This window comes from Aeromonas sp. FDAARGOS 1406, assembly GCF_019048565.1.
GTDB classification, from domain to species: domain Bacteria; phylum Pseudomonadota; class Gammaproteobacteria; order Enterobacterales; family Aeromonadaceae; genus Aeromonas; species Aeromonas caviae.
Genome location: NZ_CP077378.1, coordinates 1,505,803 through 1,532,216, shown reverse-complemented (window position 1 = coordinate 1,532,216; position 26,414 = coordinate 1,505,803). Strand labels below are relative to the sequence as shown.

The following is a 26,414-nucleotide window of genomic DNA, read 5'->3' as shown; positions in this document are numbered from 1 at the left end:
ATGAGGAGGAGGCGGGCTCATCCGGTGATGAGCCTCATCTTATCCGTATCAGACGGGAAGCTGAACGGATTTTACCGCTTTCGCGCGCACCGGGCGGCCTGGGGCCGCCGCCCGGAACGGTTCGCTAGCGGGTCTGGAGAATGGCTTTCTCCATGCGGGCCAGGGCCTCGGTGAGACGGGCCCGGGTGCAGCCAAAGTTGAGTCGCACGAACTGGCCGTTGCCGAACTGGGCGCCGGGGGAGAGACCCACGCCCGCCTGTTCGAAGAAGGCGACGGGATCGTCCAGGCCCAGAGCGCTCATGTCGATCCAGGCGAGGTAGGTGGCCTGGTTGCGGGCCAGCTTGACGCCGGGCCAGCGGGCCACGGCCTGCTCGATCAGGGCCAGGTTGCCGGCCAGGTAGTCGAGCTGTTCATTCAGCCACTGCTCGCCCCCCTCATAGGCCGCCTCGGCCGCCACGAACCCCAGCAGATTGACGTCGGCGCTGATGCCGCGCATCGCCTGTTGCAGCTTGAGCCGCAGGCGGGCATTGGGGATCACGGCGAAGGAGCAGCACAGCCCCGCGATGTTGAAGGTCTTGCTCGGCGCCATCATGACGGCGGAGCGCTCGGCCGCCTCCGGGCTCAGGGCACCATAGGGGATGTGGCGGGCATCCTTGTCCAGCAGCAGATCGCAGTGGATTTCGTCGGAGCAGATCACCAGGTTGTGGCGCTCGGCGATGGCGTCGATGGCCAGCAGCTCTTCCCGGGTGAAGACGGTGCCACCCGGGTTGTGGGGGTTGCACAGCAGAAGCAGATCCGCCGAGGGGGCCTGACGCTCAAGCTCTTCGAGATCCAGCACCCAGCGGCCTTCTTCCTCCACCACGGGGACGGTGAGCAGGGGGCGGTCATTGAAGCCCGGCGCCTGCAGGAAGGGGTAGTAGACCGGCTTGGGGGTGATGATGCCGCGCCCGTGTTGGCTCCAGGCCTTGCAGGCGAGATTGAGGCCCGGCACCACCCCGGGCAGGAAGACGAGCCATTCGGGCTGGATGGTCCAGCCATAGCGGCTGGCCAGACGGGATACGATGAGTTCGATGAGCCGGGGAGAGGGGCGCGAATAGCCGAAGATGCCGTGGGCGACCCGTTTGGTAAGGGCCTCCAGTACGGCGGGGGGAGAGACGAAGTCGGTGTCTGCGACCCACATGGGCAGGACATCCTGACCCTTGTATTTGTCCCATTTCAGGCTCATGGTACCGCTGCGATCTATTTCCCGGTCAAAATCAAACATGTTAAATCCTTGTACTGGCGCTGGATGGGCTTCCAATGTACGGACTTGGACGCCCCCCCGCAACCCTTGAGGTGGCTGTTGATAATGACATAAAATAGCCGCCGCCATACGCCAAGCCCGCCCGCATCTGGCTCCTTTTTTTCTTCCATATCAATGGTATCTCTATGAGTTTGCTGTCTGTTGCCCGCAAGAGGCCGGATCCCGTCTCTCTCTCGTTTCTCGCCGTGACCTTCATGACCGGGGTGGCGGTGGCGCTGCAGGTGCCGACCTTGAGCCTGTTTCTGGCCGAGGAGGTGCAGGTGCGCCCCTTCCTGGTGGGGCTCTTCTACACGGTGAACGCGGTGATCGGCATCCTCATCAGCCAGTGGCTCGGCCACCGCTCCGACAACAAGGGGGATCGCAAGCAGCTGATCCTGCGCTGCTGCTTTGCCGGCATCGTGCTCTCCCTGCTGTTTGCCTGGAACCGGCAGTACTGGTTGCTGGTGAGCCTGGGGGTGCTGCTGGCGAGCCTGACCGCCACCGCCAGCCCGCAGCTGTTCGCCCTGGCGCGGGAATACGCCGACAGCCGCAACAAGCAGGCCGACATGTTCAGCTCGGTGCTGCGGGCCCAGTTCTCCCTGGCCTGGGTGATAGGGCCGCCCATCGCCTTCGCGCTCGCCATCGGCTACGGCTTCAAGGTGATGTATCTGGCCTCGGCGCTGGCCTATGTCATCTGCGCCTTCGTGGTGTGGCGCTGGCTTCCCTCCCTGCCGCTGCCGGTGATGGACAGCGAGGTGGAGCGGGTGAGCAGCTGGCGGGACCCGTCGGTGCGGGCGCTCTTCATCGCCTCCACCCTGATGTGGACCTGCAACAGCATGTACCTCATCAACATGCCCCTCTACATCACCCGCGAGCTGGGGCTGGAGGAGAAGCTGGCCGGTTTGCTGATGGGCACGGCGGCGGCCCTGGAGATCCCCTTCATGCTGCTGGCGGGCTACTACACCCGGCGCTTCGGCAAGCGGCCCATGATGCTGCTGGCGGTGCTGGCCGGGGTCGGTTTCTATGGCGGTCTCGTGACCCTGTCTAGCCAGCATGCCCTCATTGCGCTGCAACTGCTCAATGCCATCTTCATCGGCATCGTGGCCGGCATCGGCATGTCCTATTTCCAGGACTTGATGCCGGGGCGCGCCGGGGTGGCGACCACGCTCTTTTCCAACAGCATCCGCACCGGCTCCATCATGGCGGGGGCCATCGCGGGGACGGTGGCGGAGCTCTGGAGCTTCCACGGGGTCTTCATGGTGGCGGCGGCCCTGGCGCTGATGGCACTGGCCGCCTGCTGGCGGGTCCCCAACGTATAGGGGATGCAAAGGGGAGCCGATGTCCGGCTGTGCCGGCACCAGTGCCCCGGTCGTGCGGGGAAGAAGCGGCCTTACCTGGGGTTGTCTCCCTGGTATTCGATGCGCAGGCAGCGCAGCAGCAGCTCGGCCGCCGGCCCCAGCGCCTCCACCGAGGGGGTGAGCAGGTAGGTGTAGAGATAGCGCTCGTTGCCGCCGGTGAGGTCGAGCTGCACCAGCGAGCCCTCGGCGAGCTCCTCCTGCACCAGGTGGCGGGGCACCCAGGCGTAACCCATGCCAAGGCGCACCATGTTGAGCACCTCATGATAGTGGGTCGCCTTCCAGCCGGTGTCGTCCGCATCGTTCCAGTCCACCGAGCGGTGGATGGGGGGATGCAGGCTTATCTGGTTGTGGCTGGCCAGCACCTCGGCGGTGATGGGCTCTCCCTGCTCCGCAAGGGGGTGGCCCGCTGCGCACAGAGGAAGCAGACAGACTTCGTCCAGCGGCAGGCCGGTGCGATCCTGGGGCAGGTGCTCGGAGAGCATCAGATCTCCCGCCTGCAGCGCATTGAAGTGGCAGTGGATCCGCTCATGCAGGTTGATGCGGCAACCGCGGCTGCGGGGATAGAAGTGGGCCAGCGCCCGGTAGAGGCGCTCCCGCGGCTGCACCACGGACACATAGAGGTTGATCTGCGGCTCCCACTGCCGCTCCAGGTTGTTGGCCAGGTTCTCCAGCTCTTCCACCTGCTGGCTGAGCTGGCGCGCCCGCTTGAGGAAGATCTCCCCCGCCGGTGTCAGCACCGCCTTGCGTCCCCGCACCTCCAGCAGGGCCACCCCCAGACTCTGTTGCAGCTTGGCAACCGCATGATTGAGGGAGGATTGGCTCTTGTTCAGCGCCTCGGCAGCCTGGGCATAACCGCCGCAGTCCACCACCGCCTGAAAGATCCGCCATTGCTCAAACGTGCTCTTGGGACGAAACATAGTGCAACCTGTCTGGGGCCGATGGGATTCAACAGGGCGCGCCTTGGCACCCCCTCTTCACTGTAATCCCATCCGGTTGATTTGTTGATTTATTTGGGCTGGGCCACGAAGGTCTTGCCGCTCTGGCCCTGACTGTCACGCCCCATCAGGTAGAGATAGAGGGGCATCAGATCGGCCGGGGTCTTGAGGGTCTGCGGATCTTCCGCCGGGAAGGCGCTGGCCCGCATCCTGGTGCGGGTGCCGCCCGGGTTGAGGGTGTTGACCCGCACCCTGGTGTTCTCCAGCTCGTCCGCCAGCACCTCCATCATGCCTTCGACTGCGAACTTGGAAATGGCATAGGTGCCCCAGTAGGCGCGCCCCTTGCGGCCCACGCTGGAGGAGGTGTAGACGATGGACGCCTCGCCGTGCTCCTTGGCGGTCTGGCGAATGAGGGGCAGCAGCGCCTGGGTCAGCAGGAATTCGGATTTGACGTTGACCTGCATCACCTCGTCCCACTCCTGCTCCTGAATGTGTTCGAACGGCGACAGGGTACCGAGCAGCCCGGCGTTGAACAGCACGCCGTCGAGGCGGCCGAACTGCTGGGCGAAGGTCTCCGCCATGCCGCGGTAGTGGGCGGCAGTAGCCCCTTTCAAGTCCACCGGCACGATGGCGGGCAGGGGGTGACCGGCCGCTTCAATCTGGTCGTAGACCGCCTCCAGCTTGGCACTGGTACGCCCGAGCAGGATCACGGTGGCGCCGTGGGCCGCATAGGTGAGGGCCGCTTCGCGGCCGATGCCGTCACCGGCACCCGTCACCAGAATGACCTTGTCCTTGAGCAGATCACGGGGGGCCTGATAGTCGAGCATGTGGACTCCTGTTAACAATGCCTGGCGGCTTGGCGCAACGAATCGAGTGGGCAAGTGTACTGATCCGGCCCGGCAGTTGACCAGTATGAGACGGCAAAAATGTGAATAAAACAGGGCGATAGCATCGATCCCTCCGCCCTTGGCACGGGAGATGGCAGAGTTTTTGCGCGAGGGGGGCAAACTCCTTACTATGTGAAAAAACCGGACATTGAGCGGAGCATCAAGTGGCATTTTTGACCGAATACGGCCTGTTTCTGGCCAAGACCCTCACTTTCTTGCTGGCCATCGGCGCCGTCATCCTGATGGTGGCGAGCAGCCGCCAGCCCAAATCCCGCAAGGGGGAGCTGGTGGTGACCGATCTCTCCGGCGAGCTGGAGCAGGGGCGCCATCAACTGCAGGCAGCCCTGGCGGGCAAGGCCGAGCGCAAGCAGATGGAGAAGACCCGCAAGGCGGAGCACAAGGCCAAAGCCAAGGGGGAGGATGAGCGCAGCCGGCTGTTCGTCATCGACTTCAACGGCAGCATGGATGCCAAGGAGGTGGCCTCCCTGCGGGAAGAGGTGAGTGCCGTGATAGGCGTGGCCCGGCCCGGGGACGAGGTGCTGCTGCGCCTCGAATCCGGCGGCGGCGTGGTGCACGGCTACGGCCTGGCCGCCTCCCAGTTGCAGCGGCTGCGGGACAAGGACATCACGCTGACCGTGGCCATCGACAAGGTGGCGGCGAGCGGTGGCTACATGATGGCCTGCGTCGCGGACAAGATCCTGGCGGCGCCGTTCGCCATCGTCGGCTCCATCGGGGTGATTGCCCAGATGCCGAACTTCAACAAGCTGCTCAAGAAGCACGACATCGAATTCGAGATGCACACCGCAGGCCAGTACAAGCGCACCATCACCATGTTCGGCGAGAACGACGATCTGGGGCGGGAGAAGTTTCGCGAGGAGCTGAGGGCCATCCACGAACAGTTCAAGGCCTTCGTGGCCGAGCACAGACCCGGTCTCGACATCGACAAGGTGACCACCGGCGAGCATTGGCTGGCGAGCCAGGCCAAGCAGCTCGGACTGGTGGATGCGCTTTGCACCAGCGATGACTACCTGCTGGCCCAGGCCAGCCATCACAAGGTGGTCGGCATCCGCTACAGCAAACCCAGGAGCCTGACCCAGAAGCTTGGCAAGCAGGCGGCACTGGGGCTGGAGGCCGGCCTTGGCCGGCTGTGGCAGCAGAGCCCCTGGCGCTGAGAACCTGTTTCGAGCTTACTGCGAGGTCGTGATCAAGGCTCATGTGCTGTTCGGAATCCTCATGTGTATCTACACACTCCGGTTCCTGCGCTGCTCTTCACCTTGCTGACGATCTCTCGCTACAGCTCATGAACAGGTTTTATAGCTCAGTGCAAAGGACTAAAAAGAGAGCCGGGCATTGCCCGGCTCTCTTTTTTTATTGCGTCGGCTCTGCAGGCCGATGGCGCACCTCAGCGCTGGAAGGGGTAGACGGAGCCGAGTTTCAGGATCTGGGTCAGCTCGTCCAGGGCGGTGCGGGTCTCCAGCACCAGGGAGGGGTCGCGCAGATCGTCCAGCGCCAGGCTGTCGCGATAGTGCTTCTCGACCCACTGATCCAGGCGGGCAAACTGGCTGTCGGTGATGAGGCAGGCCGGGTTGACCGCGGCGAGCTCGGTGTCGTTCATGGCGACCCGTAGGCGCAGACAGGCGGGGCCGCCGCCGTTTCTCATGCTCTGCTTCACGTCCATGTAGTGGACGTCCTTGATGGGGGTGCCCAAGGTCACCAGCCTGGCCAGATAGGCGGACACCGCCGGGTTGTCGCGGCATTCGGTGGGGGCGATGATCGCCATCTCGCCGGATGGCAGGGTCAGGATTTGGGTGTTGAACAGGTAGGATTTCACCGCATCCTGCACCGACACTTCGCTGGTCGGCACCTCGATGAAGTGCAGTTCCCCGTCGCCGAACTTGGTACGCACCTCGGCCAGCGCCGCCTCGGTATGGAGGAACGCCTGCTGGTGGAAGAAGAGCACGTTCTGGTTGCCCACCGCGATGACGTCGTTGTGGAACACCCCCTGATCGATCACGTCCGGGTTCTGCTGAATGAAGACCGCACTCTCATCCCCCAGGCCATGCAGGCGGGCGATGGCCTGGCTCGCTTCCAGGGTCTGGCGGGCCGGATAGCGTTTGGGGGCGGGCTGGGAGACGTCGAAGGCGCTGCGGCCATAGACGAACAGCTCGACCCCCGCTTCGCCATAGGCGCGGCACAGCCGGGTGTGGTTGGCGGCGCCTTCGTCACCGAAGTGGTCGTTCTCCGGCAGATGTTGGTGGTGATAGAAGTGGCGATCGTTGTTGAACACGGCCCGCAGGATGTGCCCGGTCACCTCGGGCTCCAGGGAGCGGTGGAACTTGTTGGTCAGGTTGGCGGGGGTGAAGTGAATGCGGCCATCCTGGGTGTCGGCGCTCGGGGAGACGGTGGCGGCGTTGGCAGTCCACATGCTGGAGGCGGAGTAGCAGGCGGCCAGCACGGCGGGGGCCTGTCTGGCCGCCTGGGTCAGGACGCTGGCATCGTTGCCGGTGAAGCCCAGGCGGCGCAGGGTCGCGAGATCCGGTCTCTCCTGTGGCGCCAGCACGCCCTGCACCATGCCGAGGTCGGTCAGCGCCTTCATCTTGCGCAGCCCCTGCTTGGCCGCTTCCTTGGGGTTGGAGGCCTCTTTGGCGTTGCTCTGGGAGGCGACGTTGCCATAGGAGAGGCCGGCATAGTTGTGGGTGGGGCCGACCAGGCCGTCGAAGTTGACCTCGAAGTGCTTCATGATCACATCCTTTCGATTTTTATATGGGGAGCGGTTCCTTCCGCGCACAAAGCTGCGGTGTGCGGCCATTATAAAGAGATTTCATCCTTTGTAACAAGCTGATAACCAGAATGGGTTTTTATGTCACAAGGGTGGCTGGATATGTCATTTCCAATCTAAAAAAGGGGGGGGATATAGCATAAAAACAAAAAAGCGGTTGCTTCCCGCGCCCCGGCTTCGCATTAATAAATAAAGCAGCAGGGCGGTTCGGGCTGTCGGGCAAATTGACCCGCAAGATTGCTTTTTCCCGTCAAATCTCTTATACAGCCCCACAAAACCGCACGCCAACCCCGTCGGGTGCAATGAGGATAATAGTTACAGCATGGGCAAATCACTGGTCATCGTGGAGTCTCCGGCCAAGGCCAAGACCATCAACAAATATTTGGGCAAGGACTACGTGGTGAAATCCAGCGTAGGCCACGTGCGCGATCTGCCGACCAGCGGCAGCGCCAGCACCGAGCCCAAAAAACCTGTCATTCGCGGCATCAAGCTCAGCGAATCCGAGAAGGCGGCCAAGGATCGCAACGCCCTGTTCTCAAGGATGGGCATCAACCCAACCGCAGGCTGGCAGGCCAACTACCAGATTTTGCCCGGCAAGGAAAAAGTGGTCAGCGAGTTGCAAAGTCTGGCCGCCAAGGCCGACACCATCTATCTCGCAACCGACTTGGATAGAGAGGGGGAAGCGATCGCCTGGCACCTGCGCGAGATCATCGGTGGCGACGACAGCCGCTACAAGCGCGTGGTGTTCAACGAGATCACCAAGAGCGCCATCCAGGAGGCGTTCGCCCAGCCGTCCGAGCTGAACATTCATCGCGTCAACGCCCAGCAGGCCCGTCGTTTCCTCGACAGGGTGGTGGGCTACATGGTCTCCCCGCTCTTGTGGAAGAAGCTGGCCCGCGGCCTCTCCGCCGGTCGGGTGCAATCCGTCGCGGTGCGCCTCATCGTCGACAAGGAGCGCGAGATCAAGGCGTTCGTGCCGGTGGAGTTCTGGGATCTCAACGCCGACCTGCTCACCGCCGAGAAGAGCGAGCTGCGCATGGAGGTGGTCAGCCGCAACGGTGCCGACTTCAAGCCGGTGACCCAGGCCGAGACCTTCGCCGCCGTGGCGGCCCTGGAAGGGGTCGACTACAAGGTGGTCAACCGGGAAGACAAGCCGACCGGCTCCAAGCCGTCCGCTCCCTTCATCACGTCCACCCTGCAGCAGGCGGCTTCTACCCGTCTGAGCTTCGGGGTCAAGAAGACCATGATGATGGCCCAGCGTCTCTATGAAGCGGGTTACATCACCTATATGCGTACCGACTCCACCAACCTCAGCAAAGAGGCGGTGGATGCGGTGCGGGAATACATCGGCGAGCAGTATGGTGCCGCCTACCTGCCGAGCGAGCCGAACCTCTACGGCGCCAAGGCCAATGCCCAGGAGGCCCACGAGGCGATCCGCCCCTCCAGTGTCCAGGTGACTGCCGAGATGCTGGAAGGGATGGAGCCCGATGCCATGCGGCTCTATGACCTCATCTGGCGCCAGTTTGTCGCCTGCCAGATGACCCCGGCCCAGTACGACTCCTCCACCCTGACCGTCAAGGCAGGGGAGTTCGAGCTCAAGGCGCGCGGTCGCACCCTGCGCTTCGCCGGCTGGACCAAGGCCCTGCCGCCCATGGGCCGCAAGGGTGAAGACAGCCAGCTGCCGGCGGTGACCGTCGGCGAGGTGCTGAAACTGGTCAAGCTGGATCCGCGCCAGCACTTCACCAAGCCGCCCGCCCGCTTCACCGAAGCGGCCCTGGTACGCGAGCTGGAAAAGCGCGGCATCGGCCGTCCGTCCACTTACGCCTCCATCATCTCCACCATCGTCGACCGTGGGTATGTGCGGGTCGAGAGCCGCCGCTTCTTCGCCGAGAAGATGGGGGAGATCGTCACCGACCGCCTGGTGGAAAACTTCGTCGAGCTGATGAACTACGAGTTCACCGCCAAGATGGAAGACAAGCTCGACGGCATCGCCGAGGGGAGCCTGGAGTGGAAGAAGGTGCTCGACGCCTTCTACGCCGAGTTCACCCAGGAGCTGGAGCAGGCCGACAAGCCCCATGAAGAGGGGGGCATGCGTGCCAACCAGATGGTGCTGACCGATATCGACTGCCCGGATTGTGGCCGCAAGATGGGTATCCGTACCGCCACCACCGGCGTCTTCCTCGGCTGCTCCGGCTATGCCCTGCCGCCCAAGGAGCGCTGCAAGAAGACCATCAACCTGGTCAGTGCGGACGAGTTCGTCTCCGCCACCGACGGGGACGAGGCGGAAACCGATGCCCTGCGTGCCAAGCATCGCTGCGGGATCTGCGGCACCGCCATGGACGCCTACATCATCGACGACAGCCGCAAGCTGCACGTCTGCGGTCGCAACCCGGATTGCGATGGCTACGAGGTGGAGCAGGGGCAGTTCAAGCTCAAGGGCTACGAAGGGCCGAGCATCGAGTGCGATCGCTGCGGCTCCGAGATGCAGCTCAAGAACGGCCGCTTCGGCAAATACATGGGTTGCACCAACGCGAGCTGCAAGAACACCCGCAAGATCCTGAAAAATGGCGACATTGCACCGCCGAAAGAGGATCCGGTACCCCTGCCCGAGCTGAAATGCACCCAGTCCGACGCCCACTTCGTGCTGCGGGATGGCGCCGCCGGCCTCTTCCTGGCCGCCAGCAACTTCCCCAAATCCCGCGAGACCCGTGCGCCCCTGGTGGAGGAGCTCAAGCGCTTCCGCGATCGCCTCTCTCCCAAGCACCAGTACCTGGCGGATGCCCCGGCGTCAGATCCTGACGGAAACGCCTCCGTGGTGCGCTTCAGCCGCAAGACCAAGGAGCAGTACGTGATGACCGAGGTCAACGGCAAGGCGACCGGCTGGACAGCCCATTACGACAACGGAAAATGGCAGGAGAGCCTGCCCAAGGCGAAGAAAGCCTGATGGCGACGCCGCTCACAGCATGATGAAAGAGGCCCCTTGCGAGGGGCTTCTTTGTTGGTGGATGGCGATATACTGGAATAGCTGCATGGATGGCAGCGCAAGACAGGGAGTTGTCATGGAGATACATGAAATACAGCCGGGCATGACCTGCCTGACCCGTGAAGGAACCGCCTATGTGCTGGAGGTGGACAGACAGAGTCTGCTGGTGCTCTTGCAACGGGAGGATGAGACCATCCCGGTACAGGTGCGCAGCGATGACATTCTGGGGCCCATTGCCGGCGACTAGGGAAGAGAACGTGACGGAGGGCGACAACAGAGGCCCTCCCTTTGTTGCAAGAGCCCCCATCCCTTCGGGGCGTGCCAGCCTCGTCAGAAGGGAACCAGAAAGAGCAGCTCGGCCAGGTCGGGCTGCCACTGCCACTCCCGCATCCTGACCCGCCCGCCAATCACGGGCACCCCCTCCTCCTGCAGCAGCCCCGCTTGCTTGTCAAAGCCTGCGGATCCTTTTGGCAGCGAAATGGTGCCTGCCGCCCCCAGCACCCGGTGCCAGGGCAGCACCTTGTCGGTCTCCCGCAAGACTTTTCCCACCAGTCGTGCCCGTCCGGGCAGGCCCGCGAGATCCGCCACCTGGCCGTAGCTCACCACGCGGCCGGGGGGGATCAGGGCGAGGATCGCCTCGATGCGGGCCGTCTTGTCCAGGGGGGGCGCGTTCGTTCTCATGATGATGGCTCGTCAAAAACAGCAGAAGCGCCATTGTGGCGCTTCTGTCATGGAGCTTGCAATCTGTCAGCCGAAGGTCTGGCTCAGTCCCCTGAGCTCGCGGGCCCGCCTGAGCAGCTCCTGGCTGGAGTCGTCCACCGCCTGGATCTTCTGGCTGTTGGCGCGGGAGTATTCGGAGATCTGGTGGATGTTGCGGCTGATCTCCTCCACCACCACCTGCTGCTGCTCCGCGGCGGCGGCGATCTGGGTGGAGAATTCGGTCACCTGATCGATTTCACCCAGCACCAGGTGCAGGTTGCCTGATCCCTGGCGGGTCATCTCGACACATTCCCGGGTCTGGGCCAGGTTGTCCTGCATCATGCCCTGCCAGCGCTCCAGGGTGTGCTGGATCTGGCTGATGCTGCCCTGGATCTGCTCGGTCGCCTTGTGGGTACGGGTCGACAGGGTGCGCACCTCGTCCGCCACCACCGCAAAGCCGCGCCCTTGCTCGCCGGCACGGGCGGCCTCGATGGCGGCGTTGAGGGCCAGCAGGTTGGTCTGCTCGGCGATGCCCTGGATTTCACCCATCACGCTGCCAATGCGCTCCGACTCGCTGGCGAGCTCCACCGCGGAGTGGAAGGCCTGCTCCGCCTGGCTGGCCAGCCTGGTCATCTGCTGCTGGGTCTGATCCAGCTGTTCCACCGTGCTCTGGCAACTGCTGCGTGCCTCGGTCACCTGGCCGTTGGTGTCCTGGATATTGCGGGCAATCTCGTGTGCGGTGCTGGCCATCTGGGTCATGGCGGCCGCCATCTGTTGGGTCTGGGCATCCTGCTCGTTGATGTCGAGGAAGGCGCGGTGTGAGGAGTCCTGCAGATCGGTTGCCAGGGCCTGAAGCGGATGGGTGGCATCGTCGACCCGCCCCAGCACGGTGCGGATCCGGGCCTGCAGCATCTTCAGGTGAAAATCGGCGATGGCCCCCGGGGCATCCCCCGAATAGACCAGCCGGGTCAGGCTGTCATATTGCTGACCGAGCTGCCTGAGATAGCGGGGCAGGGCGATGAGTTCGCGCCAGTAGGCGCCCGCAATGGCGAGGGGGGGAAGCAGCATCAGCAGCGCGGTGAGGGGGCCCTGGGTGAGGGCGGCCCAGACCAGCAGCGCCAGCAGCGGCAGGCCGAGTATCAGCGGCCTGAAACGGCGCAGCGAGGGGCGGGCCGGGGTGCCCCGTTGCTCGGCCGAAAGCAGGGCCCGATAGGCCTGGGCGGCAGCCTGCTTGAGCTGGGGGTCGGGCTTGCAGCGCACCGACTGGTAGCCGCTTATCTTGCCGTGCTCGTAGATGGGGGTGACGTAGGCGTCGACCCAGTAATAGCGGCCATCCTTGCAGCGGTTTTTCACCACTCCCCGCCAGGGGTTGCCCTCCTTGAGGCGATCCCAGAGGTCGGCGAAGGCGGCCTTGGGCATGTCGGGGTGGCGAACCAGGTTGTGGTTGTGGCCGACCAGTTCATCGACCTGATAACCGGCGATACGGCAGAAGGCGGGGTTGGCGTAGGTAATGACGCCGCGCAGATCCGTGGTGGAGACGAGTTGCACGTCGGCGGGAAATTCCACTTCACTGTCCACGACCTGGGCGTGTTTGCGGGCCATAAGGGTAAGCTCCGATCTGTTTGCTGATTGTTATTGTGGCGGAACCGCAGGGAGGTGCATCCCCTGTCTGGTTTCATCGGGGGCCTTATTTTGCCAACAAAGGCAGATGAAAAGTAGGGGCTAGGTTGGGTTTTTGTTGTTGATGGGTAAAAAAACGGCGACCAAAAGGTCGCCGAAAAGAAAAAGATAACACTACCTCTGTGGCACCCGGTAACGCACTTGCAACTGGTCGAGGATGTGCAGCTGGCCGGGCAGACGGGCGACGAAGTGCTCCCACATCTTGCGGGCGGGAGTGCTCCAGGCCACCTCTGCCGTGGCCAGCATGCGCGGGAACAACATGTAGTCGAGACGATCGCGAGAGGTGATCAGTTCCGACCACAAGGGGCTCAGCACCCCCAGGATGTTATCGTTGGCATGGAAATCGGCCGGGGCAGGATCGCATGCATGCACCTGCGCCAGGTTGAGGGTACCCGCCCAGTAGAGTCCCGGCTCGTGGATGTCCTGACTCCAGGCGAGATCCAGATAGAGTTGCTGGGCAGGCGCCATCACCACGGGGTAACCGGATGCGGCGGCATCCAGGCCGGCCTGGAAGCTGGTCCAGGCGAAGACGGTGGCCTCCCGGCTCACCTTGTCACCGTGCAGTATCTCTTCCCACCCCAGCATCTGCTTGCCCTTGCCAGCCAGGTAGTGCTGGCAGTGGCGCAGCAGGTGCCCCTGCAGCTCGCGGCAATCCTGATACCCCTGCTCGGCCATCAGCTGCTGGCAGGCGGGACTGTCGGTCCAGACGCCGGTGGGCACTTCGTCCCCCCCCATGTGAACCTGACTCCCTGGGAAGAGATCGCACACCTCGTCCATCACGGCGTCCAGGAATCGATAGGTGCCGGGCAGGGCCGGGTTAAGCACGTTGTCGTCGAAATATTGCACCGAGAGGTAGCGGGAGCGGTCTGCCTCTTCCACCAGCAGCTCGGGCAGCGCCTTGATGGCGGCGTGACAGTGCCCCGGGATGTCTATTTCCGGAATGATGGTGATGCCAAGCCCGGCGGCGTAGGCGACCAGCTCGCGCACCTCGCTCTGGGTGTAGTAACCGCCATAAGGGTCGGGGCCGCCGCTCAGCTGGGGCCCCACCGCCAGGCCATGGCCGCGCCAGGCACCCACGGCGGTCAGCTGGGGGAAGGCCTTGATCTCAAGGCGCCACCCCTCGTCATCGGTGAGGTGCCAGTGGAAGCGGTTGAACTTGTAGAGGCTCATCTGCTTGAGCAGGCGCTTGAGGGTGGCGATGGAGTGGAAGTGGCGGGCACAGTCGAGGAAGATGCCGCGAAAACCGAAGCGCGGTGCATCCCGCACCGTCAGGCAGGGCAGGCTCTCTCCGTGTTGCAGCGCCCACTGGGCCAGGCTCACCAGCCCGTGGCGCCAGCCCGCCTCGCCGGCGGCCCGGATGACGATCTCTTCCGGCGTGATGGTGAGCTCATACCCCTCGGGGGGAAGTGTCGCCTCGACGAGGTGGATCTCCGCATCGTGATCCTGGGTCAGAGCCAGGCCTGTCAGCTCGTTGAAATGGACGAGCAGGGAGGCGAGGGGAATGGGGCCGTCGACGTGGGCCCGCTCGGCCAGCCGGAAGTTGCCTTCTGTATAAATCAGGTGGGCGGGCTGGGGCACGAGGCCGTTGACGGCCTCCACCTGTGGCAGGTCGGGGCCCGGGGAGGGCGGGTTGGTCAGGCCAAGGTCTTCCCCCACCAGCACCAGGGGTTGCAGCTGTCCCTTGCTCTCCAGGCTCAGGAAGAAACCCTTGGGCATATCGGAGTCATGCTTGAGCGGGGTGTTGCGACAGCAGAAGCGCAGCTCGCTCACCCCCTCGTGGGGCACCATGACCTTGTAACTGCCGCTCTGGCGCTCCAGAGCGCCCCCTTCGATCGAGTGGGGATCGATCTGGCGGGCGAGGCAGAAGTGGAGTTTCCAGGGGGCTGCTGGCAGTTGGCTCAGGGTGAAGCGAAACCAGACATCGTCACCGTCACGGTGATCGACCCGGGTGTGGATCAGGGGTGCGGACATGGGAATTCCTCTGATGGGGTGAAGGAAACGGGAACCTGTCCCGCAGGTGTTGTCGGCCCGACCAGGCTCAGGGATGCAGACATGGCAGCGTCTCCGTCCTGGCAAACAGGATGGCCCCCTCCAGCGCGTCGCGCTTGGGGGCGATCAGATGGAAGTGGCCCAGACGGGGGGCGAGGCGCGTGCCGATGCCGCCCAGCAGGGCGATCCGGTCTGCCCCGAGCTGGGTCATGCCCTCCAGCAGCATGCCGAGCTGGGCACAGGTCTCATCCAGCAGGGCGGTGGCGAGCTCGTCCCCGTCGCTTGCGGCATCGAATACCCAGGGGGCGAAGCGGCCATAGTCGGCCGGGATGGCGCGCGCAGCCCAGCGCACCACCTCGGCCTGATCCCGCTTGAAGTGATCCATCAGACGCACCGCCAGGGTGCTGGGGGGCAGGATGCCGTCGTGGCAGAGCAGGGACTGCTGGATGGCGCGCAGCCCGAGCCAGGCGCCGCTGCCGAGATCCGAGACGGGGAAGCCGCGACCCGAGCAGGTGCGAAGGCGTCCCTCCCGGTAGATGAGCCCCGCCGAGCCGGTGCCCGCGATGAGGATGGCCCCCTCCTGGCCGTCGAAGGCGCCGAGGCAGGCACCAAAGGCATCGGAGGTGAGCTTCACCCGCGCAAACGGGAAGGGCATGGTCAGCATGGCGTGGTAGCAGTCGGCGAGCTCGGCGGAGGCGAGTGCGAGCCCGACTCCCATCCGCTGTTCGCTCTCTCTGGGCAGACCTGCGTCGATGCGGGCCTGATCGATGGCAGCCAGCACATGGCCGTGGGCGAGGGCTATGCCCAGCTCCAGATTGGAGCCGGCGGCGCGCCCCTCGCCGAGCAGCTTGCCTGCGTTGTTGCGAATGCGGGCCCGGGTGTGGGTGCCGCCGCCGTCCACCCCGACCCAGAACTCAATCATGGGGGCCTCCCTGCGCGCTTTGCCAGGTGATGGCCAGGGTAAACCTGGCTGGCGGTATGGAGGATCCAGGGCTCTCCCCGGTGCCAGTGATGTGTGAACCGCTCTCAATCATGGTGGCCTCCTTGTGCGCTCTGCCAGGTGATGGCCAGGGCGAACCAGGCGGCGTGCGGGATCCATTGCTCCCCCCAGCGCCAGTTCTGATCCAGCCGATCCTTGTACGCCTCTGGAATAAAGGCCACGTCATTTTCGTCATCGAAGCCGGCGGTGATGCCGTTGCAGATCCCCCCCTGTGCATTGGGGTAGCCGGCGGTGTATTCCGGGTTGTTGATGCCCTGACCCGCCAGCATGCAGGTGTTGAAGGGGTTTCTCCCCAGGATCCAGTCGAGCTGCTGCTGGCCGAAGGTGCGCAGCAGTGCGCTCTGCCCGGGCAGGTGCTGTGCGGCAGCAAACGCCATGGCGGCGAGCGATGCCAGCCGGGCGTTCTCCCCCTGCCACCAGTAACCGGATTCGTTGTGATGGGGCATGAAAAAGCTCACCCGGGGCGCCTCATCGACCCCTTTCACATACTGGCGGGCGAGGGCGAACGGGTTGCCTGCCCGGGCCGCGAGGGCCAGCTCGGCCGCCAGGGCCTGCTCGGCGACGGTCCGGGCTGCCCACTGGCGCGCCGGATCCGGCTCGATGGCGAGATACTCCAGCAGCGCCAGCACCGGCAGGCCCGCTTCGGCGGCGTGGTAGTAGGGGCGAGAGCCATCGTCGTTGGCGACCCAATGGTGGCCGAGATCGGGGTGGGCGCGCTGGCGGGCGCACAGCCGGCCGGCCCGATCCCGCGCCTCGGCGAGCCACTCGGCGCCCAGCGTTCTGGTGAGCTCGACCGCCGCCAGCAGGGCGCAGTAGTCGTCGATGATGTTCTCGACCCCGTCGTCCAGGTAGGCGAGGTTGTGCTCGCGCAGGTGCAGGTAGCCGCGTCTGGCCGCGTCGGCGTACTGGCTTGTGTCAAGGTCGCCGCCACTCGGTTCCCGGGCGGCGCGGGCCAGGGCGGCGATGGTCATGCCGCCCCCCTGGCGAAAACCCGCCTGCCAGCGGGTGGACTTGATCCCCTGCTGGGTCGCATAGGCGCACAGCTCCCGCTGTTCGGGATCCTTGCTCCACTTGTCGAACAGGGTCATGTAGAAGAAGCCGCGCTCGTCCTGCATTCGGCAGAGAAAATCCGCCCCGTGCAACCCCTCGTCATTGAGCCGTTTGCACAGGTTCACCCCGTCGATGTCACGACGTGTCGCCAGGAGTTCCCGGCACTTGAGCAGGGACCAGACCACCATGGGGGTCTGCTGGGGATTGAGGTAGTTGGCGTAGGAGAGGTGACTCAGGTACTTGCTCATGTCGCCGCTGGCGTCGAACCAGCCGCCATGTACGTCCCGGCGCTGATCGGTGCCAAACAGGCGTGCCCTGCGGTCCGCCCGGTCGAAGGTGCCGCTGGCGCGTTGTCCCTTGAAGTAGTGGATGACATCGGAGAGGCAGCGGCGTGCCAGCAGCCCCCGGCCGATGGCAAAGGGGGTGGAGCGCACCAGGCGCTCCTGCGCTCCCGTAGTCACGACGGCCTCCAGTCGGTAGTGGCCGGGCTCGGTGAAGGCGGAGAAATCGGCCCGCCAGTAGTGGCGCCCCTGCCAGCCGGGGACACTTCCCGCCGCCACCAGCGGCGTCTCCAGCAGGAGGTGGTCGTCCTCCTGGCGCAGCAACCTGACGTGGCCGCGGATATCGAGGTCGGCGCCGCACTGCAGCAGGGCGCTCTTCTCCCCGTCACATTCGTAACCCACCTGGTTGATCAAAAGTTCCATCAAGGTCTTACTCCGAAGGCTCGCCCCTGGCGGGCGAGGCTCATTGCGGGGCCTTGCGGCCCCGACGCGAGGCATGGCCGGGCGACGGCGCCCGGCCGCGGGCCTGCTTACCCCTGTTCGTGGAGGTAGCAGCGCACGAAGTGGTTGTCGGCGAGCCGGGTCACCGGGGGCAGGCTCTCCTTGCAGCGGGGCATGGCCTGATGGCAGCGCCCGGCAAAGGGACAGCCACGGGATTCCGGGGTCCAGAGCGGGATCTCCCCCTTGCGACCTCCCTCCAGCTCGGTGTGGATGCTCTTCTCGGGATCCGGCACCGCCGAGATGAGCAACTGGGTGTAGGGGTGCTGGGGGTGGTGCAGGATCTCGTCCACCTCCCCCCACTCCACCATGTGACCCACGTACATCACCGCCAGATCTTCCGCCACGTAGCGTGCGGTGGCGATGTCGTGGGTGATGTAGAGCATGGAGACGCCGAGCTCGTTCTTCATCTGCTCCATCAGGTTGAGGATGCCGATGCGAATGGAGACGTCGAGCATGGAGGTGGGTTCGTCCGCCAGCACCACTTCCGCCTCCACAGCCAAGTTGCGGGCGATGTTGACCCGCTGGCGCTGGCCGCCGGAGAGCTGGTGGGGGTACTTGGCCGCGGTCGCCTTGGCGGGGGTCAGCCCCACCTTTTCAAGGAGGCCATAGACCATGTCGGGTAGATCCCGCTTGTCGCTCACCTTGCTGTGCAGCAGCAGGGGGCGGGCGATGTGGTGGTAGATGGTGTGGGTCGGATTCAGTGAACCGAACGGATCCTGCCACACCATCTGCACGCTCTGGCGATAGTCCAGCAGGGCGGTGCCCTTGTTGAACTCCTCGAGGTCGCGGCCACGGTAGAGGATGCGGCCGTTGGAGAGCTTGTACATCTTGGCAATGATTTTGGCGATGGTGCTCTTGCCGGAGCCGGATTCCCCCACCACTGCCAGGGCGCGGCCCCGGTGCAGGTTGAAGGTGATGTCGGACAGCGCCCGCATCTTGCCGCTCTTGATGGCGTTGGAGTTGACGGCGAAGTCCTTGTAGAGGTGCTGGACCTCGATGATGGGCGCGTCGGTTTGGGCGATTTGCATGACAGACATCCTTAACAGCCAGCGGCCTTGTCCAGATGGATCGGAAGATCCGGTTGTTCCTCTGCTGCCTCATGAAGGTGACAGGCAGCCTGTTGGCCGGGCCGGATCTCGGCCAGCCGGGTGTATTCCTGGCGGCAGCGCTCGTGCACCTTGGCGCAGCGTGCCTGGAAGCGGCAGCCCACCGGCACCTCCAGCAGATTGAGTGGGCTGCCATGGATCCCCTCCAGCACGGTCTTGGGCCCGTGCAGGGGGGGGAAGGAGTTGCCAAGGCCCCGGGTGTAAGGGTGCAGGGGCGCGGTCAGGATCGCCTTGGCCGGCGCCACCTCCACCAGCTCTCCCGCGTACATGATGCCGATGCGATCGCAGAACTCGACCATGAGCGAGAGGTCATGGGTGATGAAGAGGATGGAGAAGTTGAACTTCTCTTTCAGGGCATAGACCTTCTGCAGGATCTCCCGCTGCACCACCACATCGAGCGCCGTGGTGGGTTCGTCCATGATGAGCAGCTCGGGGTTGAGGGCCATGGCGATGGCGATCACCAGCCGCTGGCGCATGCCGCCGGAGAACTGGTGCGGGTAGTCCTTGAGCCGGCTCGGGTGGATGTCGACGATCTCCAGCAGCTCCTGGGCGCGCTTTATCGCCTCATAGCGGGTCATGCCGGGGTTGTGGGCCAAGAGCACGTCGCAGAACTGCTCCTCCATGCGCAGCACGGGGTTGAGCGCATTCATGGCGGACTGGAACACCACGCTCGCCTGGCGCCAGCGGTAGCTGCGCAACCGCTCGTCATCGAAGCCGAGGATGTTCTCTCCCTTGAACAGGATCTCGCCGCCGCTGATGTAGGCGGGCGGCTTGTGCAGCCTGGCCACAGAGAAGGCGACCGTGGACTTGCCGCAGCCGGACTCGCCGGCGAGGCCGAACACCTCACCCGGCATGATGTCAAAACTGACCGAATTGACGGCGCGCACGTCGCCGCTCTCGGTGATGTAGTCGACGCAGAGCTGGCGCACCGACAGCAGGGGTTGTTGCATGGTCATGCTGTCTTCTCCTGAGCAGTGATGGGAGTGGCAAGCTGCTTCCAGCGACGCAGGCCCTTGTGGGAACGAAGCTGCGGGTTGGCAATTTCGTCGATGGCGAAGTTGAGCATGGCGAGGCCCGCCCCCAGGGTGGCGATGGCGAAGCAGGGGGCCAGGATCTCCCACCAGGCGCCCACCAGGATGGCGCTCGAGGTCTGGGCGTTGTAGAGCATGATGCCCCAGCTGACCACGGTCGGGTCGCCGAGCCCCAGGAACTCCAGGGTCGCCTCGGTGACGATGGCGTAGATGATGGACCCGATGAAGCTCACCCCGATGATGGAGATGAGGTTCGGCAGTATCTCCACCAGGATGATGCGCCAGGCCGGTTCACCCAGCACCTCGGCGGCGATGACGAACTCCTTTTCCCGCAGGGCCAGGGTCTGGGCGCGGATGACCCGGGCACCATAGGCCCAGGAGGTCAACCCTATGATGAGGGCGATCACCATGGGGGAGGCCTCTCCGATGAAGCTTGCCAGCACCAGCAACAGGGGGAGGTTCGGGATCACCAGCACCACGTTCATCAGGAAGGTGAGGCACTCGTCCACCACGCCGCCGAAGTAGCCGGCGGTGATGCCCACCGTGATGGCCAGGGCGCACACCAGCAGGCCTGCCCCGAAGCCCACCATCAGGGAGATGCGGGCGCCGTTGGTGAACTGGGCCCAGAGATCGTGGCCCATGCGGTTGGAACCCATCACCAGCTCCACGCTGGGGGGCTGGTGGGGGCGGGCGACCCGCTTGGTGGGTTCGTTGCTGGCGAGCAGCGGGGCGAACAGGGCCATCAGCACGAAGGTGACCACGATGGCGAGGCCGAAGGCGGCCTTCTTGTTGCCCAGCAGGATTTTCAAGATAGTCGGCATACGCATCTTATTTGCCTCCTGTACGCAGACGGGGATCCAGGAAGACGTAGAGCACGTCCGCCAGGAAATTGAAGCTGAGCATGGTGATGGTCATGATGAGCAGTTGCCCCTGGATGAGGGGGTAGTCACGGGCCAGGATGCCCTGATAGAGGGTCAGTCCCAGGCCGGGGTAGTTGAAGATCACCTCGGTGATGAGGGATCCGCCGATGACGAAACCGAGCGCCATGGAGAGGGCGGTGACGCTGGGCAGCACGGCGTTGCGGGCGCCGTAGTTGAAGATCACCCGGTTGCTGGAGAGCCCCTTGGCCTTGGCCATGGTGATGTAGTCCTCGCCCAGGAGGTTGATCATGTTGTTGCGCATGGTGATGAGAAAGCCCCCTACCTGCACCGCGGCCAGGGTGCCCACCGGCATGATGGCGTGCAGCAGGATGCTCTTGATGTGTTCCCAACCAAAATCGGCGGGGATCTCGGGGCTGTAGGCGTAGCCGATGGGCAGCCAGCCGAGGCTCACGCCGAACAGGAAGAGGGCGAGCAGGGAGACCACCACGGGGGGGATGGCCTGCATCACCAGGGTGAGCGGGGAGAGGATGCTGTCCATGCGTCCGCCCCGGTACCAGGCGGCGAAGATGCCGACGATGGAGCCGATGGAGAAGCTCAGAATGGTGGAGGTGCCCACCAGGAACAGGGTCCAGCCGATGGCGCGGCCGAGGACGTCGGCAACCGGTTGGGGGTAGTAGCGCACCGAGGTGCCGAGATCCCAGGTGAAGACGCTCTTCACATAGGTGAGAAACTGGGTGCCGATGGGGCCGTCCACGAAACCGAAGGTGGCTTTGAGGGCTTCCAGCGCGGCGGGTTCCATCATGGCGCCGGCCCGGGCAAACATGACGGAGACGGGGTCCCCCGGCATGGCTCTGGGTAGCAGGAAGTTGATGGTGGCGGCCACCAGGAAGGCGACCAGATAGAAGGAGAAGCGTCTAAGTATAAATCCCATGGTGATACCTTTTACTGCAAGCCTGCCCCGCGCCGGGCAAAGCTCCCCCAACCCCGGCAGGTGCGGGGGATGGAAGACATGGCGGGGAAGAGGGCCCCCCGCAGGGGGCCGGGGTGATTAGCTGTTTGGCTTGAGTGACAGCACGTGCAGCAGACGCTCCGGAGTGTCCGGGTGAACCTGCGGCTTGGCGACCGGGTTGTCGGCACTGAACCAGCCATTGAAGCGCTTGGTGCTGTATTCGTACCAGGTCGGGTTGTTGAACACCGGGATGATGGTCTGGTTGGCCCCGACACGCTCCTGGATGGCGAACATGATCTCCTTCTGCTTGGCCGCATCGGCGGTCTGGGTGAAGTCGTCAATCAGCTTGTCGAGCTCGGGATCCTTGTAGCGGGGCGCCGCGAAGCGGTTGCCGCGCTCACCCATGTTGCGGGAGTGGAAAGCGGTCTCGAAGTACTTGTGCGGGTTGGCACCGGCAAAGTAACCCTGCAGGGCGACGTCGAAGTCACCGGTGATCAGGGACTCGGTCCAGACGGTGGCTTCCGGGGTGGCGGTCTTGGCGTTCAGGCCCAGGGCCTGCAGGCCTTCGACCCCGATCTGGACGGTGTTGACCCAGTCGGTCCAGCCGTTCGGTACCAGCACCTTGAACTCGATCTTCTTGCAGCTCGGGGTGTCGAGGAACTTGTCGCCGTCACAGTCCTTGTAGCCCGCCTGTTTCAGCAGGGCCTTGGCCCCTTCCAGGTCGAACTTGTTGTACTTGCCGTATTTCTTCTCGACGTCCGGGTTGTCCCAGGAAGCGAATGCCTTGCCAAGCCCTGACGGGTACTCGTTGACGGTGGGGTAGCCGTAGCCCGCGATGTCCACCATGGACTGGCGGTCCATGGCCATGGAGAAGGCACGGCGGAAGTTGATGTCGTTGAAGGCTTCGTGGTTGCCCGGGTTCTTGCTCTGGAAGTTGACGTTGAACGCCACTGTGCCGGAGGCGGGGAACCAGTACTTGTTGTTCTTGGGATCGTTGCCGACGTAGAGACGCTCGATGTCCGGCACGAAGGAGCCGAACCAGTCCACGTCACCCTTCATCACGGCGGCCAGTACCTGGTCGTTGGTGGCCATCTGCGGCATGCGCAGGCAGTCGATGGAGAGGCTGGCGTTGTCCCAGTAGTGCGGGTTGCGGCACTGGGTGTAGAGCTGGGCGGAGAAGTTGTCCACTTCGGTGAAGGGACCGGTCCCGACCGGCTTGTCGTTGGTGAAGGCCACCGGGTCTTTCACCGACTTCCACTGGTGCTCCGGCACGATGGGCACCAGCACCAGGTCGTTCACCACGTTGGTGTTGATCTCGGCCAGGTCGAATTTGACCTTGTGGTCACCCAGCTTCTCGACACCCTTGATCTGGGTCCAGATGGAGCGCTCGTCCAGCGCCTTGTTGGCCTTGACCAGGTTGAAGGAGAAGAGGATGTCGTCGGCGGTGAAGGCTTCACCATCGGACCACTTGACCCCTTCGCGCAGGTCGAAGGTGACGGATTTCAGATCATCGCTGAAGGCGTAGTGGGTGGCCAGACGATAGACGGGTTTGCCACCCTGCATATCGTTGAAGATCACCAGCGGCTCATAGATGAAGTGACGGGTGGTGTGGAGCAGACCCGCTTGCAGGAAGGGGTTGAAGTTCTTGACCCATGCGGTTTCCTGCTGGGCAACCAGTGTCAGCACCGTCTTGTTGTCGGCGGCCATGGCTGTGCCGGTGGCACCGGCAAGCAGAGTTCCCAGCATGACTGAGGTTGCGATTTTGGATACTTTGGCAAGCATATTTTTTCCTTTCTTATTGGTCTTCCATGGTTTTGGAATGGAGCACCGACATCGCATGCTTGGATACCGGCCCTCGCTGTTGGTCAGGTTTTGCACCCTTGTAGTTGTGTCGTCCAACGCCCTTAGAAAAGCAGAATTAACAGGAAAACAACAACCCTTCATTTCGTCGATATCGTAAAAATTGCACGGCGCACGTCATTATCGTCAAAATGCATTTTAAATCCTTTTAAATTATAAAGTTGCGTTAATTCTCACAAAGTAAAAAGTCTCCTTGCCACTCCCTGTGGCAACGATAATGTGAGCTGGATCGTGCTCGTTTTTTCCCCGTTGACACGGCTTATTTTTGTGCAGGAAACAAGCGGCTCATGTGGCAGGAGAGAAGTGTGCGCTGGTTCACGGGCGAGTGCGAAAAGAGGGAGGGGAGGGAGACCGGTGATGAGGGGTGGGACAGGGGATGACATGGGGGCATGCAAGAGCCTGACGGGCGGCGGACATTAAAAAAGCCAGTCGGTGAGACCGACTGGCTTTGAGGGGGAGTGGCGTGATTATTCCACCAGGCTGGCCCAGAGGTCGTACTCGTCCGCTTCGTCGATGCGGACCTTGACCATGTCGCCGGGCTTGAGGCCGGTTTCACCGTTCAGGTAGACCAGGCCGTCGATCTCGGGGGCATCGGCGGCGGAGCGGCCGGTGGCGCCCTCTTCGTCCACCTCGTCGATCAGCACCAGCATCTCTTTGCCCACTTTACGGGCCAGCTTGCGGATGGAGACCTGCTGTTGCAGCTCCATGAAGCGCTGGAAGCGTTCTTCCTGCACCTCGGCTGGCACCGGATCCGGCAGCTCGTTGGCCTTGGCCCCCTCGACCGGGCTGTATTTGAAGCAGCCAACCCTGTCCAGCTCCGCCTTGTCGATGAAGTCCAGCAGCATCTGGAACTCTTCTTCGGTCTCGCCGGGGAAGCCGACGATGAAGGTGGAGCGCAGGGTGATCTCGGGGCAGATCTCGCGCCACTTCTGGATGCGCTCCAGGGTGCGCTCGACGGAGCCGGGGCGCTTCATCAATTTGAGGATGCGCGGGCTGGCGTGCTGCAGCGGGATGTCGAGGTAGGGGAGGATTTTGCCGTCGCGCATCAGGGGGATGACGTCATCCACGTGCGGGTACGGGTAGACGTAGTGCAGGCGCACCCACATGCCGAGCTTGGCCAGCTCTTCGCACAGGGCCACCATGCTGGTCTTGACCGGCATGCCGTCGTAGAAACCGGTGCGGTGCTTGACGTCCACGCCGTAGGCGGAGGTGTCCTGGGAGATCACCAGGATCTCCTTCACGCCGGCCTCTTTCAGGCGCTTGGCCTCGGCTAGTACTTCGCCGATGGGGCGGCTCACCAGATCCCCGCGCATGGAGGGAATGATGCAGAAGGTGCAGCGGTGGTTGCAGCCTTCGGAAATCTTGAGATAGGCGTAGTGGCGCGGGGTCAGCTTGACGCCCTGGGCCGGCACCAGGCTGGTGAAGGGGTTGTGGGTGGGTTTTTCCACGTATTTGTGGACGTGGCCCAGCACCTCTTCATAGGCGTGGGGACCGGTGATCTCGAGCACCTTGGGGTGGATCTCGCGGATCTGGTTCTCTTTGGCGCCGAGGCAGCCGGTGACGATCACCTTGCCGTTCTCGGCCAGGGCTTCACCGATGGCTTCCAGGGACTCCTGCACCGCGCTGTCGATGAAGCCGCAGGTGTTGACCACCACCAGCTCCGCATCGTCATAGCTGGGCACCACGTCGTACCCTTCGGTACGCAGCTGGGTCAGGATGCGTTCGGAATCGACCAGGTTTTTGGGGCATCCCAAGCTCACAAAACCAATCCTTGGGGGATGAGACCTAATAATGCTGGAAGTCGCTTGTTGGACAGGTTGGTTGTCCAATGGCTGAGCCTGCGTGGTTGCAGGCGTCAGGCTGTCTGAGCTGGGGTCAAAACGGTTGACAGTCATAGGGGGTCGCTGGTCACTGATGCAAAAAAAGATGGCGGATTATACCTGATGAGCAGGAAAGAGGAAGAAGTGATGTGTGTATTTTTTGACCTGCCATATTAGGTTTCAATGCACGATATTTTGTGTCTTTTCCTGAGAGATGAAGATGATGCGCTCATCAACGACAGGGGCCTCGGTTACGAGTTCTGCCTCTAAGTCTTCAAGCCATCTTCGGCCGCCAGCATGTGCGGGAGACCTACATCAAGCAGTCCAGTACTGCCGTTGATTGCGACCGGCAAAATGAATCGCAGCTTGCTGATGATCCTAGCGTTGTTTCCTGATACCACGATTCGGAACATCCTCAATAGTTCAGCCCTCTAGGCTGTGTTCTCAAAATGCTGGTTTTCTGTCCACACATAACTCGCGCAAGTAGCGAAGGCAGAAAGCCAGTTTGATAAAGGCTGCAAAACTCTTGGCTAGCTTTTCATATCTCGTTGAAAACCGGCGAAACTTCTTCAACCAACCGAAGCACCGCTCCACGACATTGCGCCTGCGGTAATGCACCTTGTCCAGTACCAATGGACGCCCCTTATGGCGCCGTTGCTGGTCGCTGCGTTGCGGAATGACCGCTTTTATCCTTCTCCGCCGTAGCTCGGCTCGAAAGGCTTTGCTGCTATAGGCCTTGTCTGCGGCAAGATGCGCTGGCCGTGTTCGGTAGCGACCTGATGACGTTGGTATCCTCGCCATGGCCAACGCGCTTGTTGCATAGCTGATTTCTGCTGATTGCCCCGGTGACAGGCAGAAGCTCAGTGGTAAGCCATGACCGTCCGTGACCAAGTGAATTTTGCTGCCGAAACCTCCCCGCGAACGGCCAAGGGCTTGATTCATTGAGGTGTTTTTTTACGTGCACCGGCAGCATCTTTGGATGCTCTGACATTGGAGCCGTCCAGGCACCACAGGTCGAAATCGATGAGCCCTTCTTCATTGAGCTTGAGTTGCAGCGCTTCCAGAATGGCATCAATCCGGCCTGCATCCTGCCAACGCCGGAAGGTGTTGTAGACCGAATTCCATGGTCCGAAACGTTCTGGAAGGTCTCGCCAAGGAGCTCCGGTGTGGAGTATCCAGAGAATGCCATCGAGCACTTGGCGCGGTTCACGGGTAGGGCGCCCGATCAGGCTTCGAGAAGGAAACTGGGGCTCGATAAGCCCCCATTGTGCATCAGTCAGCTGATAACGGCGGGACACGGAATGGATCTTAAGCTGTTGAGAAGATGTGAGATTATATCCTCA

General features: G+C 63.2%; 20 protein-coding genes. 4 read left to right on the top strand and 16 right to left on the bottom strand.

The window, feature by feature from the left end; all coding sequences use genetic code 11:
* Positions 1-124: 124 nt before the first annotated feature.
* Positions 125-1,264 (bottom strand): MalY/PatB family protein, encoded by a 1,140-nt coding sequence (locus I6L36_RS07115; RefSeq protein WP_010673889.1) that lies wholly within the window; start codon positions 1,262-1,264, stop codon positions 125-127.
* A 164-nt stretch (positions 1,265-1,428) separates the two neighbouring features.
* On the opposite strand from I6L36_RS07115, the gene I6L36_RS07110 reads away from it, so the two are divergent.
* A complete protein-coding gene (locus I6L36_RS07110) occupies positions 1,429-2,601 on the top strand; it encodes an MFS transporter (RefSeq protein ID WP_069652864.1) in 1,173 nt (390 codons plus the stop codon).
* 71 nt (positions 2,602-2,672) lie between these two features.
* Here I6L36_RS07110 and I6L36_RS07105 read toward each other — a convergent pair whose 3' ends face one another.
* Together I6L36_RS07105 and I6L36_RS07100 are read right to left on the bottom strand one after the other, a co-directional pair.
* On the bottom strand, positions 2,673-3,557 hold the full coding sequence (locus tag I6L36_RS07105; RefSeq protein WP_042015608.1) for a LysR family transcriptional regulator: 885 nt from the start codon (positions 3,555-3,557) through the stop codon (positions 2,673-2,675).
* An 89-nt stretch (positions 3,558-3,646) separates the two neighbouring features.
* Complete coding sequence (locus tag I6L36_RS07100) at positions 3,647-4,402, bottom strand: YciK family oxidoreductase (RefSeq protein WP_039040520.1); 756 nt, start codon at positions 4,400-4,402, stop codon at positions 3,647-3,649.
* A 224-nt stretch (positions 4,403-4,626) separates the two neighbouring features.
* On the opposite strand from I6L36_RS07100, the gene sohB reads away from it, so the two are divergent.
* Entirely contained in the window at positions 4,627-5,634 is a 1,008-nt protein-coding gene (sohB, locus tag I6L36_RS07095) for a protease SohB (protein ID WP_109112764.1), read from the top strand.
* Between the two features lie 230 nt (positions 5,635-5,864).
* Here the strand turns inward: sohB and astB are convergent, their stop codons facing one another.
* A complete protein-coding gene (astB, locus tag I6L36_RS07090; RefSeq protein WP_109112765.1) occupies positions 5,865-7,202 on the bottom strand; it encodes an N-succinylarginine dihydrolase in 1,338 nt (445 codons plus the stop codon).
* A 361-nt stretch (positions 7,203-7,563) separates the two neighbouring features.
* On the opposite strand from astB, the gene topA reads away from it, so the two are divergent.
* Entirely contained in the window at positions 7,564-10,185 is a 2,622-nt protein-coding gene (gene topA, locus I6L36_RS07085) for a type I DNA topoisomerase (RefSeq protein ID WP_109112766.1), read from the top strand.
* 115 nt (positions 10,186-10,300) lie between these two features.
* A complete protein-coding gene (locus I6L36_RS07080; RefSeq protein ID WP_174213896.1) occupies positions 10,301-10,471 on the top strand; it encodes a hypothetical protein in 171 nt (56 codons plus the stop codon).
* Between the two features lie 83 nt (positions 10,472-10,554).
* Here I6L36_RS07080 and I6L36_RS07075 read toward each other — a convergent pair whose 3' ends face one another.
* From I6L36_RS07075 to I6L36_RS07020, 12 genes are all read right to left on the bottom strand, one after another.
* The gene (locus I6L36_RS07075) at positions 10,555-10,905 is read right to left on the bottom strand and encodes an MGMT family protein (protein ID WP_039040524.1); all 351 of its coding nucleotides are present in this window, start codon (positions 10,903-10,905) and stop codon (positions 10,555-10,557) included.
* 66 nt (positions 10,906-10,971) lie between these two features.
* On the bottom strand, positions 10,972-12,525 hold the full coding sequence (locus I6L36_RS07070; RefSeq protein ID WP_201922568.1) for a PAS domain-containing methyl-accepting chemotaxis protein: 1,554 nt from the start codon (positions 12,523-12,525) through the stop codon (positions 10,972-10,974).
* A 192-nt stretch (positions 12,526-12,717) separates the two neighbouring features.
* Positions 12,718-14,574 carry a beta-N-acetylhexosaminidase gene (locus I6L36_RS07065; protein WP_216987094.1) on the bottom strand — a complete coding sequence of 619 codons (1,857 nt, stop codon included), beginning with the start codon at positions 14,572-14,574 and terminating at the stop codon, positions 12,718-12,720.
* Between the two features lie 67 nt (positions 14,575-14,641).
* A complete protein-coding gene (locus I6L36_RS07060) occupies positions 14,642-15,514 on the bottom strand; it encodes a BadF/BadG/BcrA/BcrD ATPase family protein (RefSeq protein ID WP_109113238.1) in 873 nt (290 codons plus the stop codon).
* A 104-nt stretch (positions 15,515-15,618) separates the two neighbouring features.
* On the bottom strand, positions 15,619-17,346 hold the full coding sequence (locus I6L36_RS07055; protein ID WP_216987093.1) for a glycoside hydrolase family 9 protein: 1,728 nt from the start codon (positions 17,344-17,346) through the stop codon (positions 15,619-15,621).
* A 107-nt stretch (positions 17,347-17,453) separates the two neighbouring features.
* Positions 17,454-18,452 carry an ABC transporter ATP-binding protein gene (locus I6L36_RS07050; RefSeq protein ID WP_109113088.1) on the bottom strand — a complete coding sequence of 333 codons (999 nt, stop codon included), beginning with the start codon at positions 18,450-18,452 and terminating at the stop codon, positions 17,454-17,456.
* An 11-nt stretch (positions 18,453-18,463) separates the two neighbouring features.
* Complete coding sequence (locus I6L36_RS07045) at positions 18,464-19,486, bottom strand: ABC transporter ATP-binding protein (RefSeq protein WP_109113089.1); 1,023 nt, start codon at positions 19,484-19,486, stop codon at positions 18,464-18,466.
* The gene (locus I6L36_RS07040) at positions 19,483-20,388 is read right to left on the bottom strand and encodes an ABC transporter permease (RefSeq protein WP_010673904.1); all 906 of its coding nucleotides are present in this window, start codon (positions 20,386-20,388) and stop codon (positions 19,483-19,485) included. Before I6L36_RS07040 ends, I6L36_RS07045 begins: the two co-directional genes overlap by 4 nt.
* Before the next feature lies 1 nt (position 20,389).
* Positions 20,390-21,373, bottom strand: a complete 984-nt coding sequence (locus I6L36_RS07035; protein WP_010673905.1) for an ABC transporter permease — start codon at positions 21,371-21,373, stop codon at positions 20,390-20,392.
* 117 nt (positions 21,374-21,490) lie between these two features.
* Positions 21,491-23,173 (bottom strand): ABC transporter substrate-binding protein, encoded by a 1,683-nt coding sequence (locus I6L36_RS07030; RefSeq protein ID WP_010673906.1) that lies wholly within the window; start codon positions 23,171-23,173, stop codon positions 21,491-21,493.
* 545 nt (positions 23,174-23,718) lie between these two features.
* The gene (rimO, locus tag I6L36_RS07025) at positions 23,719-25,146 is read right to left on the bottom strand and encodes a 30S ribosomal protein S12 methylthiotransferase RimO (protein WP_233768393.1); all 1,428 of its coding nucleotides are present in this window, start codon (positions 25,144-25,146) and stop codon (positions 23,719-23,721) included.
* Between the two features lie 369 nt (positions 25,147-25,515).
* Positions 25,516-26,369, bottom strand: a protein-coding gene (locus I6L36_RS07020) for an IS5 family transposase (RefSeq protein ID WP_103261584.1) whose coding sequence is annotated in 2 segments (ribosomal slippage) — positions 25,516-26,027 and positions 26,027-26,369 — 855 coding nt in all. Because the reading frame shifts where the segments join, the coding sequence is not laid out codon by codon here.
* Between the last annotated feature and the right edge of the window lie 45 nt (positions 26,370-26,414).